Genomic DNA, 13,649 nt, shown 5'->3' with positions numbered 1-13,649 from the left:
CGATAACCTCTCAGGGAAGCACGCCCACCCGCCCTCCCCCGACCCGGATTGCAGCACATGATCCTCGCCGTCACCCTGATGGTCCGCGACGAAGCGGACGTCATCCCCGCCTGGCTCGACCACCACGTCGCCCAGGGCTTCGACGTCTTCGTCATCACCGACAACGGTTCGGTGGACGGGACGACCGCCCTGCTCGAGTCCTTCGCCGAGCGCGACGACGTCACCGTCGACCTGCGGCACGACCCGGTCCACCGCAAGCAGCAGGGCACCGTCGTGACCCAGATGGCGCGCGACGCCGCCGCGGTGCACGGAGCCGACTGGGTCGTCAACGCGGACGCCGACGAGTTCATCATCCCCGTCGACCGCTCCCTGACCGTCCGGCAGGTCTTCGAACGGCTCGACCCGGTCGTCGGCGCGTTCTTCGTGCCGGTCGTCAACCTGACCGGTGCGCTCGCCGAGTCCGGTGCCGGCATCGAGCGCCTGCACTGGCGCGACGAGCGCTCGATCGAGGAACTCCGCGCCGTCGGGCTCATCGCACCGCCCACGGCGAACACGGTGCACGTCGGGGATCCCGGCGTGACCGTCGTGCAGGGCAACCACCGCGCCAGCGTCGCGAACGGTGCCCCGGTGCCCGAGGAGCTCGCGCTCGAGGTCCTGCACCTGCCGTGGCGGTCGTGGGCGCAGTACGCGCACCGCGTCGAGGTCACCGGCCGCGCCTACGACGACAACCCCGACCTCACGCCGAGCCCGCGCCACCACGGGATGCGCGACTACCGCCGGTTGCAGGAGGGCCTGCTCGAGCCGGTCTTCTCGCTGCGCTTCGTCACCGACGAGGAGGCCGCTGCCGGACCGTTCACGCGGGACGACGGCATCGCCGAGGTCCTGCGACGAGCCGGGTCGTCGGCGGTCGACGGGGCGGACGAGGTCGTCGTCCCACGGCAACGACTGGAGGACCTCCGGTCCCTCGGCCGCGCGGTCGCCACGCGGGACGCCCGCATCGCCGAGCTCGAGGACGACGTGCGGGACGCCGAGGAGCTCGCCGACACCCTCCGGCGGACCGTGCAGTTCGAGCGTGACGCGAACCACCGGCTCGAGGGCGAGCTCGCGCGCACGCGTGCGCGGCGGATCGTCCGGCTCGCAGACCGCGCGGGGAACGTCGCCCGCCGGATCCGCGCGCGCTGACCACACGCGGAGCACCGTCCGCGGCGCACGGCGGACACCGCACGGCGGACACCGCGCGGAGCACCGCGCTACACCCCGGTGCGGACCCGTACCGGCGCGCTTCTGCCGGCAAGCAGCGGTCCGCGGGCGGTCAGCGCGCCGCGCGCTCGCGTCGGACGGCGTCCAGCAGGGTCTCCGCCCGCCGGGTGAAGGAGTGCTCGGAGCCGATCCGTCGCCCGCGCTCGGCGCGTTCCGCCTGCGTCGCCGACTCCCCCGACCGCACGGTCTCCCGGAGCTCCTCGACGCTCGTGTAGGCACGCACCGCGCCGTGGAACAGTTCCTCGACGCCCGGCACGGGGTCCGTCACCACCAGCGCCCCGGACGCCGCGGCGTCGAACAGGCGGTTCGACACGAACCCGTCCCGCGCCATGTCGTCCCAGTGGTCGTTCAGCACCACGCGGGCACTCCGGTACAGCGCCGGCAGCTCGTCGTTGGACACGAAGACGCCGCGGTGCACCCCGTCCGGCAGCAGGCCCTCCCAGCCCTCGCCCCACACGGCCAGGTCGAGCCCGGCGTCGACCGCGTCGCGGACCACGGGGCGGAAGACCCGGCGCGTCTTGCCGACGAACGCGGCGTCGAGCGCGGGGAAGGCGGCGTCCGGCGGCCCCGGGTGGAACCGGTCCGGGTCCGTCGCCTGCAGCAGCGGCGCCACCGGCAGGCCCGTCGCGCACGAGACGCGCGATGCCCACACCGGGCCGGCGGCGAAGCGCAGGTCGTACCGGGCGAGCTCCGCCGCCGACACGAGGTCGGGGTGCGAGATGACCCACAGCACGTTCGTGGCCGTGGGGTGGACCGGGGTGTCGTCGAGCCCGCGCAGGGTCAGTGCGACGTCGTCGAGGTGCTCCGACAACGGTCGGACGTGCGATTCGCGGTGGTCGAGCACGACGTCCTGCCCGAGGGCGCGGAGCGCTCGCGCCAGGTCCCGCGCGAAGAACGTGTCGCCCCAGTCGTCGCCGCGCGGGCCCGGGTGGGCGGCGATCCGGATCGACCAGCGCAGCCGTTCGGCGCGGTCGGTCACGTCGAGACCACCCGTGACGGCGGCGCGCTCCGCACGCAGCACCGGCTCCCGCAGCGCCACCGGGGCTCCTGCCGGGTCGGCGCCGCGCGCGTCGACCGTCCAACCGAGGCGCTCGTAGGCACGGCCGGCGGTGTGGTCGGTGCGACCGTGCCACACCGCGAGCGCGTCGGCGGCGTCGGCGTCGTACCGACCGGCGCGCAGCGGCGCCGTCCGGTACACCCGGCCGAGCGGCAGCACGACGCAGGAGCCGTCGGCGGCGTCGGCGGTGTCCCGGGTGAGCCGGGCGACGGCGGTCCGTGTGTCGACGGTCCGGACCGGGACGGCGAGCGCCGCGGTGCGCGCCGCGAAGCAGGGCTCGTCGCCCGCGAAGACGACGGTCGGGCCACCGCCACCGGGAGCGCCGCCCACGCCGGCGAGTGCCTCGGCGTCCTCGGCGGGGTGTCCCCGCAGGAGGGACGCCACCGGAGCGGCGCCCCGGACGAGCACCGCGCCGGCGCTCGCGACCACGTCGGATCCGGAGCGCACGACGGGCAGGGCGACCACGGCCCCCCGACCGTGCGGGTCGCGCCCGCTCGCTGACGCCCCGCTCGATGACGTCCCGCTCGCGCCGGGACCGTCGGCGTCGGCGCCCGCGCCGCCCCCGACGGCCGCGACGAGCCGCGCGAGCGCACCCTCCGGCAGCTCGACGGACGTGTCCTGCACCACCGTCACGGCGGCGCGCAGCAGCGGGCGTGCCGCGGCGACGGCGCCGCCCCACGTGGCGGCGACGGTGGGGCGCGCGACCACGTGGTCGGCGCCGGCGACGACCGGCGGGTACGTGCTCTGCGGCCCGGCGTGCTCGTCGTACACCGTCACGACCACCCGGCCGGCGCCCGCCGCCCGGGCGGCCGCGACCGTCGCGCGGTGGGCGCCGTCCCGGTGCGCGGCCTCGCGGACGGTCACGACGACGTCGAAGCCGTCGGTGTCCGGCGAGGGCGCCTCGGTCACCAGCGAGATGTCGACCGGGAGGCGCGGCTCGGCCCCGCCCCGGCCCTCCGGCCGTGACGTGGGCGGGGTGCTGCCGGCTCGGCCGAACAGGCGGCGACGTGCCACGTCAGCCGCGGAGCAGCTGCTGCAGGTAGACGCCGTAGCCGCCCTTCACGAGCGGTGCGGCGAGCTCGGCGAGCTGCGCGTCGTCGATCCAGCCGTTCCGCCAGGCGATCTCCTCGATGCAGCCGATCTTGAAGCCCTGGCGGTCCTCGATCACCTTGACGTACTCGGAGGCCTGCATCATCGACTCGAACGTGCCGGTGTCGAGCCACGCGGTGCCGCGGTCGAGCACCTGCACGCCGAGTTCGCCGGCGTCGAGGTAGCGCTCGTTGACGGTGGAGATCTCGAGCTCGCCACGCGCGCTCGGCTCGATCGTCTTCGCGATCTCGATCACCTTGTTGTCGTAGAAGTACAGGCCGGGCACGGCGTAGTTCGACTTCGGCTGCGTCGGCTTCTCCTCGATGGAGACCGCCGTGAAGTCGTCGTCGAACTCGACCACGCCGTAGGCGGTCGGATCGGCCACGTGGTACGCGAAGATCGTCGCGCCCTGCACGTCCGTGTTCTTCCGGAGGTTCGTGCCGAGACCGGTGCCGTGGAAGATGTTGTCGCCGAGCACGAGGGCGACGCTGTCGTCGCCGATGAAGTCCTCACCGATGACGAAGGCCTGGGCGAGACCGTCCGGGCTCGGCTGCACCGCGTACTGGATGTCCATGCCGAGCGTCGAGCCGTCGCCGAGCAGTGCCTTGAACTGCTCGTTGTACTCCGGTGTGGTGATGACGAGGACCTCGCGGATGCCGGCCATCATCAGTGTCGACAGCGGGTAGTAGACCATCGGCTTGTCGTAGATCGGCATGAGCTGCTTGCTGATGCCCTTGGTGATCGGCCAGAGACGCGTGCCGGAACCCCCGGCGAGGATGATGCCCTTCATCGGTGCTGTGCCCCTCTCACTTCTTCGTCCGGAGGGACTCGGTGTACGCCACCGCTTCCTCGTAGGTCGGGAGCAGGCCCTGCTCGGCGGCCTGCTCGAGCGTCGGCGCCGTGGTGTCCTTCTCCGAGAGCACCGGCTCACCGAGGCCCTCGGGGAGCTCGAGTCCGACGGTCGGGTCGAGGATGGTGATCCCCTTCTCGCGCTGCGGGTCGTAGTGCGCGCTGACCAGGTAGTTCACCGTGGACCGGTCCTCGAGCGCGACGATCGCGTGGCCGAGCCCCTCGGACAGGTACACGGCCTTGCGGTCGACGTCGTCGATGCGGACGCTGTCCCACTGGCCGAACGTCGGGGACCCGACGCGGATGTCGACGATGTAGTCGATGAACGCGCCGCGCACGGCGGTGACGTACTTCGCCTGGCTCGGCGCGACGAGGGCGTAGTGGATGCCCCGGGCGACGCCGGCCGAGGAGATCGACATGTTCACCTGGCGGAGGTCGAGCGGGTGCCCGACCGTCTCCTCGAGCACGTCGGCCCGGTACGCCTCGAGGAAGGCTCCTCGTGCGTCGCCGTGCTGGACGGGCGTGAACTCCCACGCGCCGGGGATCTTCAGTTCGCGGATCTGCACCGGGGCAGCCTAGCAAGGAGGCACCGGCGAGTCCCGGTGCCGGCCCGGCCGGGCGCGCAGCGGCAGCCCCTCGGCCGGTCGCTGGCCGCCCGCTGGCCGTCGCTGGCCGCTCAGCCCACGCCGAGGGCGCGGCGCCAGGCCAGTTCCCCCGCGTTCGGACGGCCCGCTGCGACCACCCGCTCCGCCAGCACGTGCTCGCGCGCGCGGCGGTTCCGGTCGGGCCCCTCGCGGATGGCGGTCGACAACGCGGCGCGCCAGGCGCCCGGGTCGTCGCCCACGAGCAGTCCGCCGACCGCGTCCGCGCCGGCGTAGGACGGGCGCGCCGAGCCCACGAAGGGCAGACCGAGCATCGTGACCTCGAGGAACTTCAGGTCGCTCTTGGCGTCGTTGAACCGTTCGGCGGTCAACGGCGCGACCCCGGCGGACCACCGGTCGGCCTGTCCCGCCAGGAACGCGACGAACGCCGGGTAGTGCGTCGCCCCCTCGGGGATCGGGAGCCGGTCGAACCACGCGTCGTCGTCCCCCGTGACCCCGACGACCTCGAGCCGGACGCGGCGACCGTCGTCGGTCGTGAAGTCCTCGAAGACCGGACGGAGGAGGTCGAGGTCCGCATCGTGCGTCGCGCTCCCCATGTACAGGACACGGCGGTCGCCGGACGTGGCGGGCTCGGCGGGCCGGGACGGCCAGAGCCCGGGCTGCACGCCGTTGGGCACGACGACCGCGTCGACGCCCTCGGCGGCGAGCACGTCGCGGAGGCGCTCGGTCGCGACGACGACCGCGTCGGCCGACCGGACGAGGCGTCCGACCGCCGCGAGCCGGTCCGGGTCGTACTCCGCACGGGCGAGGCGCGCACGCGCCTCCGGCGTGAAGAAGTCGTCGTCGACCTCGGCCACGATCCTGGTCCCCTCGCTGCGGGCGCGCGCGAAGGCCGCGTCGAGTGACGCGAGGGGGAAGGCGTCGCGCTGCACCAGGATCGCGTCGAGGTGCGCGGTGTCCGAGCCGTCCGCCCAGCGGACCGGGTCGACCTGCACGGTGCGCGCGAGTCCCTCGGCCGCGAGCGCGGACATCCGCCCGGTCACGCGCACGTGCGCGGAGGCGGGGTGCACGCCACCGGCGCCGTGCACCACGAAGCCCACGAGCGGCGGGACCGCGGCCGGGGCGGTGCCGTTGCGCCCGAGGAGCCGGGCGATGGTCGACCTGAGCGCTGCCATCGCCCCATCGTGGCATGACATCCGCTCGTGCTTGCGCATAGACTCGGACGTCTGTGTGCCCACGACGGCACTCCGCGAAGCCCCGGGCGACGAGCCCGGCCGACGACCCCAGGGACCAAACCACCCGTGAAACTGTTCGTCCAGATCCCCTGCCTGAACGAGGAGCAGACCCTCCCATCGGTCCTCGAGACCATCCCGACCTCGATCCCCGGCATCGACGAGATCGAGGTCCTGGTCATCGACGACGGCTCGACCGACCGCACGGTGGAGGTCGCGAGGGCGCACGGCGTCCGGCACTTCGTCCGTCACACGACCAACATGGGGCTCGCCCGGTCCTTCCGCGACGGCGTGGACTACGCGATGCTGCACGGCGCCGACATCGTCGTGAACACCGACGGGGACAACCAGTACCCGCAGTCGCAGATCGCCGACCTGGTCCAGCCGATCCTGCACGGACAGGCCGACATCGTCATCGGCGACCGACAGACGCGGACGATCGAGCACTTCTCCGGCTTCAAGAAGGCCATGCAGCGGTTCGGGTCGTGGGTCGCCAGCCGTGCAGCGGGACTGGACCTGCCGGACGCGGCGAGCGGCTTCCGTGCGTACTCGAAGTACTCGCTCATCCGGCTCAACATCGTCACCCGGTTCAGCTACTGCATGGAGACGATCGTGCAGGCGGGGTACAAGCGCCTGGCCATCGCGAGCATCCCGATCACGACGAACGCGAAGACGCGGGAGTCCCGGCTGTTCAAGAACATCTGGCAGCACATGTTCCAGTCGGGGTCCGCCATCGCGCGGGTCTACCTCATGTACCGGCCCATGGCGCTCTTCGCCTGGGTCAGCGCCGTGTTCGGCGTCGCCGGGCTCATCCCGTTCGTCCGCTACCTCGTGCTGCTCTGGGCCGACAGCGGGGGCAACCACCTGCAGTCGCTCATCCTCGGCATGGTGCTCATGATCAGCGCGCTGCTGTCGATCACGATCGGCGTCGTCGCAGACCTGACGCGCCTGAACCGGACGCTGGCCGAGGAGCAGCTCGACCTGCAGAAGCTCGCCCGGTACGGCGACTGACCCCGGACGGCCCCCGCTACACTCGACCCCGACCGCCGTCGGCTCCTCGTGGCCGACGCACATCGGCCACGAAAAGGAAACCAAGCGTGAAGATCCTCGTCACCGGAGGGGCCGGGTTCATCGGCTCGAACTTCGTCCGTCGGACCCTCGAGGACGCCTACCCGGGGCTCGAGGGCTCCGAGGTCGTCGTCTACGACGCACTGACCTACTCGGGCAACCTCGAGAACCTCGCGCCGGTGGCGGACTCACCGCGGTACACGTTCGTGCAGGGCGACATCCGTGACGCCGCGAAGCTGGACGAGGTCGTCCCCGGCGTCGACGCGATCGTGCACTTCGCCGCGGAGTCGCACGTCGACCGCTCCGTCCGCGACTCCGGGATCTTCGTCGAGACCAACGTCGTGGGCACCCAGCGCCTGCTCGACGCCGCGCTCCGCCACGGCACCGACCGCTTCGTCCACGTCTCCACGGACGAGGTGTACGGCTCGATCAGCGAGGGCTCGTGGACCGAGGACCGTCCGCTCGAGCCGAACTCGCCGTACTCGGCGTCGAAGGCGGGCAGCGACCTGCTCGCGCGCAGCTACCACCGGACGCACGGGCTGGACCTGTCGATCACCCGGTGCTCCAACAACTACGGGCCGTACCACTTCCCCGAGAAGGTCATCCCGCTGTTCGTCACGAACCTCATCGACGACCGGCACGTGCCGCTCTACGGCGAGGGCGACAACGTGCGCGACTGGCTGCACGTGGACGACCACACGCGCGGCATCGCGATGGTCCTCACCCGCGGTCGCGCGGGCGAGACCTACAACATCGGTGGCGGCACCGAGCTCACCAACAAGGAGCTCACGCAGCTCCTGCTCGACGCGACCGGCAAGGACTGGTCGTACGTCGACCGCGTGGCCGACCGGCTCGGCCACGACCTGCGCTACTCCGTCGACATCTCGAAGATCCAGGCCGAGCTCGGCTACGAGCCGCTCGTCCCGTTCGAGCAGGGGCTCGCCGACGTCGTGCAGTGGTACCGCGACAACCGCGCGTGGTGGGAGCCGCTCAAGGAGCGCGCGGCAATCGCATGACCCGGTACCTCGTCACCGGCGCCGCCGGCATGCTCGGCCAGGACCTCCAGCGTGCGCTCGGCGGGCGTGCGGTCACGGCGTTGACCCGTGCCGACCTCGACGTCACCGACCAGGCCGCCGTCACCGACGCGGTCGCGGGACACGACGTCGTCGTCAACGCCGCCGCCTACACGAAGGTCGACGACGCCGAGTCCCACGAGGACGCGGCCTTCGCCGTGAACGCCCGGGGCGCGGCGGTGCTCGCCACCGCCACCGCGGCGGCGGGTGCGCGGCTCGTCCAGGTGTCGACGGACTACGTGTTCGACGGCACCGGCACCGCTCCGTACGCCGAGGACGAGCCGACCCGCCCCCTCGGCGCGTACGGCCGGACGAAGGCCGCCGGTGAGGGAGCGGTCCGGACCATCGCTCCCGACTCCTCGTACATCGTGCGCACGGCATGGCTCTACGGTGCCGGCGGCCCCAACTTCGCCAAGACGATGGTGCGGCTGGCCGCCTCGCACGACACGGTCAGCGTCGTGACGGACCAGGTCGGACAGCCCACCTGGACCGCCGACCTGGCCGCGCAGATCGTCGCGCTGCTCGACTCGGGTGCGCCGGCGGGCGTCTACCACGGGACGAACGGCGGCCAGGCCTCGTGGTACGACTTCACCAGGGCGATCTTCGACGAGGTCGGCCTCGACCCGGAGCGCGTGCTCCCCACGGACAGCTCGGCGTTCGTCCGTCCCGCTCCCCGACCGGCCTACAGCGTCCTCGGGCACGAGGCCTGGGGTCGTGCCGGCCTCCCCCCCATGCGCGACTGGCGCGAGGCGTTGCACGCCGCGGTGGCGGCAGGGGTCCTCAGCGCCTGACATCGGCCCGGCGGGCTGTCACCGTCCCGGCCCACACCGCGGCCCCGCCGCACCGACCGCACCACGATGAAGGCCCCGCCCCGGTTCTCCGGGGCGGGGCCTTCGTCGTGGTGCGGCGGGGTCAGCGCCGGAGTTCGACGAACTGCACGCGGCACGGCATGGGCGACTCGGACGACGTGTCCGACGCGCAGGGCACCGTCGCTTCGTAGGTGCCGACGAGCGTGCCGGCCGACGAGTAGTCCCGCTCCGGACTGCCGACCGGGTCGAACTGCACGAAGTACTGCACGCCCTGGTCGAGGAAGAGCTCCCGCTGCGGCTCGGAGTCGTACCGGTACCCCTGGGCGGAACGCCCGTACACGTGCGCGTCGATGAGGAACCCGAGCGAGGTCAGGGTCCGGTAGTTCGTGCCGATGATCCGGGCGTCCGCCGGCACCGCCCCGTCCGCGATGACCTGGTCGGCGAGCCTCGACACCTCGGGCACGGGCGTCGGGCCGAAGACGTTGAGCGGCGTGCCGTTGGACGTGGAGGCGTAGAACGGCGCCTGCCGGCCGAGCCAGTTCTGCGAGTACGAGGCGACCGTGACCGCGAGCACCGCGACCACCGTGACCGCGATCCGCAGCCAGCCACGGCGCCGGACGAGCCGCCACACCATCGGCAGCATGAGGGCGGCGAGGAGCACGGTCCCGTAGAACAGCGGCCAGTAGTAGCGGATGTTGCCGCCGCGGCTCGCCGCCGAGGTGATGCCCGCGTAGCCGAGGAAGTAGACGAAGGTGGTCGCGGCGGCGATGCACGCGAACGCGTTGCGGCGGAAGCGGACGACACCGACCGTCACGGCCGCGGCGAAGAGCAGACCGATCGGGACGACGAACGGTGCGTACCCGGAGATGCGGGCGAGGTAGAACGGGAACGCCAGGACGCGCTGGTGCAGGTAGTACCGCGCCTTGGCCACGATCCCGCCGTCGGACGAGGCAGTGTCCTCCTGGGGCGCGGCCTGTGCATCCGCCGCGGGGGCCGCACCGGCGACCTCGGGCGTCGGGAGCGGGTCCGGGTCGTCCTGGGGACCGCGCCCGTACACGTCGGGCGAGAAGTCCTCGTTCGGCGACACCGCGGAGTCGTTCGGCGGGACCGGGAGGAACGGCCACCCGCTGCCGTGCCCGGCGTCGTCGAACTTCGACCCGAAGTTCACCGCCAGCGAGGACCCGAGCGTGAACCCCTCGTACTTGGCGCTGAGGACCCCGACCCACGGCGCGGCGACGACCGCGAAGGCCACGACCGCCGCGACCGGGGTGACCCAGGTGCGCCGGTCCCGCTCACCGCGTCGCCGGCGGGACCAGAGCCGCAGGAGCAGCCAGACCACCACGGCGACGACCGTCACGGGCAACGTGTAGAGCTTGACGAAGTACCCGACGGCCCCGACCGCACCGAGGACGGCGCCCGCGGCGATCCGCCCGCGCAGCGGACCGACGAGGGAGCGGTCCGCCGTCCGGAGCGCCCACAGGAAGCAGAGGAACCAGGCGACGACGAGCAGGTCGGGGGTCTGCGCGGGCACGGCCGACATGAGCGCCGGCGTCACGGTCACCATGTAGAAGAGCGGCGGCACCAGCCGGCGGGTCTGCGACCAGGCGAGCCAGCCGCCGACACCGACCACCACGGCGGCGGCCGCGGTGTTGACCGCGCCGAAGGCGGTCTGGAGACCGAGGCCGAGCGCCACGAGGGGGGCCATGAGCCAGGAGACGGCTGGCGACCAGTAGGCGTTCACGGCATCGGCGAAGTCCCCGGTCGCGTACTGCCGCGCGATCGACATGTAGGAGATGCCGTCGACGTTCGTGATCGCGAGACGCTGTCGGTAGGCGACGAGTGCGACGAGGACGACGGCCACCACGAGCACGACGGCGAGGACCGCCAGGTGGACGACCACGCGTCCGCCGCGGCGACGGGCCGGGACGGGATCCGGGGCGTCCGCTTCGTCGAGGACGGCAGGGGCAGTGGCCGGGTCGGTGACAGTCACGGACTCCATCATCGCATCCCCGAGGAGCGGCACGGGCACCGACCCGAGCAACGCTCGGTCCCGGGTCGTGTGCGAGACTGACTCGACCTGTACGACGACCCTGAGGACCACCGTTGACTGCACCTGGTCAGGCCACCGGCCGTCTGGAGTTCCCCTACCTCGACGGCCTCCGGGGCCTCTCCGCCCTGGCGGTCGTGTTCTACCACGCCTACCTCTTCACGGGCACCACCGGGACGGGGCCCACCGAGCTGCCGTGGCTCCGACCCGTCATCGGGTGGGGCTACCTCGGCGTGCCGGTCTTCATCGTGCTCTCCGGGTACGTGCTCATGCTCCCCGTGCTCACCCGCTTCGACGGGTACCGGATCCCGGGCGGCATCTGGGGCTTCATCAAGCGACGGGCGCGCCGCATCATCCCGCCGTACTGGGTCGCGCTCGTGCTCTTCGCCGTCCTCATCCTCGTCGTGCCCGTGCTCGGTCAGCCGGGCGGCACGCAGTGGGACACCAAGCTCCCGATGGGGTGGGGCACCTTCCTCACCCACGTCTTCCTGGTGCACGACTTCTTCCCCCAGTACATCGGCAAGATCGACGGCCCGATGTGGAGCGTCGCGGTCGAGTGGCAGATCTACTTCCTCATGCCGTTCCTCATCCTCCCGCTCTGGCGCCTCGTCGGCGGGTGGGCGACGACGTCGGGCCTGCTGCTCATCGGCGTCTGGATGGGCAGCGAGAGCCGCTACTCGTGGGTGCACCCCTGGTTCGTCGGTCTCTTCGCGGTCGGCATGCTCGCCGCGGAGCTCACCGTGGCCGCTCGGGACCGGCAGGACGGCCTCCGCGGGCGGTCGACCCGAGGGCCCTCCGGCTGGTTCGTGCTCGTGCTGCTCGCCGGCGTGCTCGTGCTCTTCTTCACCCACCGCGACTACTACCAGCACCAGACCTGGCCGTCCGAGGTCGTCGCCGGGGTCTTCGTCGGTGTCCTGCTCACGTGGCTCGGTACGCGCGCCGTGGTCGGACGGCACACCTGGCTCGCACGCTTCCTCGGGTGGCGGCCCTTCGTCCTCGCCGGACTGGTGTCCTACAGCGTCTACCTCGTGCACAGCCCCCTGCTCGGACTCGGCAACCTGCTGCTCCTGCCGCTGGACCTCTACCCGAAGTGGCAGTTCCTCGCGATGGTCCTCGGCGTCGTCCCGGTCGTCCTGGCCCTCTGCGTGCTCTTCTGGTGGCTCGTCGAGCGCCGGTTCCTCAACCGTCGACAGCAGCACGCGGCGGCCGCGGGCCGGCGGGGTCGACCTGAGCCCGAGGTCGGGGTCATGACGGAGCCCGACCAGTCGGTGTCACCCGGCGGGAACCGCTGACGCCCGCCCGTCCGCGGTCGGCCAGCAGCACCCTGGTAGTGTCGACCATTCCGTCCAGGACCCGACCGAGGAGCGCCCCGTGACCACTCTCCGCGTGATGCTGGACCAGGTGATCGCTCCGGTACCCGGTGGGATCGGGCGCTACGCCGAGGAACTCACGCGACAGCTGATCGCGACCGCGCCGGCCGGCTGCGACGTCGAGGGGATCGTGTCCCGGTCGGCCCCGGCCGAGGTGTCCCGGCTCCGGACCCTGCTGCCCGGGCTGGCCGACCTCGAGCAGCTCGCCCTCCCCCGGCGCGAGCTCTCCCTCGCGTGGCAGGCCGGTCTCGCGCACGGGGCATCGCACGGGATGGTGCACGCCCCGAGCGTCCTCGCCCCGCTCGTCAAGCACGACCGGTCGTTGGAGCCGGGTCGCCAGACCGTCGTGACCGTGCACGACACCGTGCCGTGGACGAACCCGGAGACCCTGACGCCGCGGGGCGTCCACTTCCACAAGGCCATGGTGAAGCGGGCGTTCCGCCACGCCGACGCGGTCGTGGTGCCGACGCACGCGGTCGCCGCGGCACTCAACGACGTCCACCGCTTCGACGACCGTCTGCGGGTCATCGGTGGCGCGCCGAGCGGCAGGCTCCTCGTGCCGGTCGACGCGGACCTGCGCGCCGAACGACTGGGTCTGCCGGACCGGTACGTCCTCGCCGTGGGGACGCTCGAACCGCGGAAGGGCCTCCAGCACCTCATCCGCGCACTGGCGCACCCCGACGCTCCACAGGACATCCCCCTCGTGGTGGCCGGACCGGACGGCTGGGGCGACGTGGACGTGTTCACCACGGCGCAGGAGGCGGGGTTGGCGCCCGAGCGCGTGAAGGTGCTCGGCCGGGTCGACGACGCCGACCTCGCGGTCGCCTACGACCGGGCGACGGTCTTCGTCTTCCCGAGCCTCGTCGAGGGCTTCGGCCTGCCGGTGGTCGAGGCGATGAGCTTCGGCACCCCCGTGATCCACTCCGACGACGCCGCGGTGAGCGAGGTCGCGTCCGACGCGGCGGTGTCCGTCCGGTCGGCACCGCTCGAGTCCTACCCGGAGCGCCTCGCCCAGGCGGTCTTCCAGGTGGTGAACGACCGGCTCCTCGCCGAGCAGCTCGCCGTCGCCGGTCCGGACCGCGCTCGGATGTTCAGCTGGCACGACTCGGCGCAGGAGACCTGGCAGCTCCACGCCGACCTCTGACCTCTGACCTCCGCGGAGCCGCCCGAGCCCGGCACCGAGCCGGGACCCT

11 protein-coding genes are annotated in these 13,649 nt (G+C 72.5%); 6 read left to right on the top strand and 5 right to left on the bottom strand.

Going from position 1 to position 13,649, the window contains the following annotated elements; translation table 11 throughout:
• The first annotated feature begins 57 nt into the window (after positions 1-57).
• Positions 58-1,182, top strand: a complete 1,125-nt coding sequence (locus tag DEJ23_RS04280; protein ID WP_111238997.1) for a glycosyltransferase family 2 protein — start codon at positions 58-60, stop codon at positions 1,180-1,182.
• A 130-nt stretch (positions 1,183-1,312) separates the two neighbouring features.
• Here DEJ23_RS04280 and DEJ23_RS04275 read toward each other — a convergent pair whose 3' ends face one another.
• The 4 genes from DEJ23_RS04275 to DEJ23_RS04260 all read right to left on the bottom strand — a co-directional run bounded on the left by DEJ23_RS04275 (position 1,313) and on the right by DEJ23_RS04260 (position 6,032).
• A complete protein-coding gene (locus DEJ23_RS04275) occupies positions 1,313-3,331 on the bottom strand; it encodes a glycosyltransferase (protein ID WP_111238996.1) in 2,019 nt (672 codons plus the stop codon).
• Position 3,332: 1 nt separating this feature from the next.
• Entirely contained in the window at positions 3,333-4,196 is an 864-nt protein-coding gene (gene rfbA, locus DEJ23_RS04270; protein WP_111238995.1) for a glucose-1-phosphate thymidylyltransferase RfbA, read from the bottom strand.
• A gap of 16 nt (positions 4,197-4,212) precedes the next feature.
• Positions 4,213-4,821 carry a dTDP-4-dehydrorhamnose 3,5-epimerase family protein gene (locus tag DEJ23_RS04265; protein ID WP_111238994.1) on the bottom strand — a complete coding sequence of 203 codons (609 nt, stop codon included), beginning with the start codon at positions 4,819-4,821 and terminating at the stop codon, positions 4,213-4,215.
• A 110-nt stretch (positions 4,822-4,931) separates the two neighbouring features.
• Positions 4,932-6,032: a hypothetical protein gene (locus DEJ23_RS04260; RefSeq protein ID WP_111238993.1), complete on the bottom strand. Its 1,101-nt coding sequence runs from the start codon at positions 6,030-6,032 to the stop codon at positions 4,932-4,934.
• Positions 6,033-6,158: 126 nt separating this feature from the next.
• On the opposite strand from DEJ23_RS04260, the gene DEJ23_RS04255 reads away from it, so the two are divergent.
• The 3 genes from DEJ23_RS04255 to rfbD all read left to right on the top strand — a co-directional run bounded on the left by DEJ23_RS04255 (position 6,159) and on the right by rfbD (position 9,021).
• A complete protein-coding gene (locus DEJ23_RS04255) occupies positions 6,159-7,100 on the top strand; it encodes a glycosyltransferase family 2 protein (protein ID WP_111238992.1) in 942 nt (313 codons plus the stop codon).
• A gap of 86 nt (positions 7,101-7,186) precedes the next feature.
• Positions 7,187-8,173, top strand: coding sequence for a dTDP-glucose 4,6-dehydratase (gene rfbB, locus DEJ23_RS04250; RefSeq protein ID WP_111238991.1), 987 nt, complete (start codon positions 7,187-7,189; stop codon positions 8,171-8,173).
• A complete protein-coding gene (gene rfbD / locus DEJ23_RS04245; protein WP_111238990.1) occupies positions 8,170-9,021 on the top strand; it encodes a dTDP-4-dehydrorhamnose reductase in 852 nt (283 codons plus the stop codon). Before rfbB ends, rfbD begins: the two co-directional genes overlap by 4 nt.
• A 121-nt stretch (positions 9,022-9,142) precedes the next feature.
• On the opposite strand, the gene DEJ23_RS04240 is transcribed toward rfbD, so the two are convergent.
• Positions 9,143-11,029 (bottom strand): hypothetical protein, encoded by a 1,887-nt coding sequence (locus tag DEJ23_RS04240; protein WP_146240188.1) that lies wholly within the window; start codon positions 11,027-11,029, stop codon positions 9,143-9,145.
• Between the two features lie 113 nt (positions 11,030-11,142).
• On the opposite strand from DEJ23_RS04240, the gene DEJ23_RS04235 reads away from it, so the two are divergent.
• Positions 11,143-12,378, top strand: a complete 1,236-nt coding sequence (locus DEJ23_RS04235; protein ID WP_111238988.1) for an acyltransferase — start codon at positions 11,143-11,145, stop codon at positions 12,376-12,378.
• A 79-nt stretch (positions 12,379-12,457) separates the two neighbouring features.
• Positions 12,458-13,600: a glycosyltransferase family 1 protein gene (locus tag DEJ23_RS04230; protein WP_111238987.1), complete on the top strand. Its 1,143-nt coding sequence runs from the start codon at positions 12,458-12,460 to the stop codon at positions 13,598-13,600.
• Positions 13,601-13,649 lie beyond the last annotated feature (49 nt).

Origin of the sequence: Curtobacterium sp. MCSS17_008, assembly GCF_003234185.1 — a bacterium.
Lineage (GTDB): Bacteria > Actinomycetota > Actinomycetes > Actinomycetales > Microbacteriaceae > Curtobacterium.
This window is presented reverse-complemented; position numbering and strand designations above follow the sequence as displayed.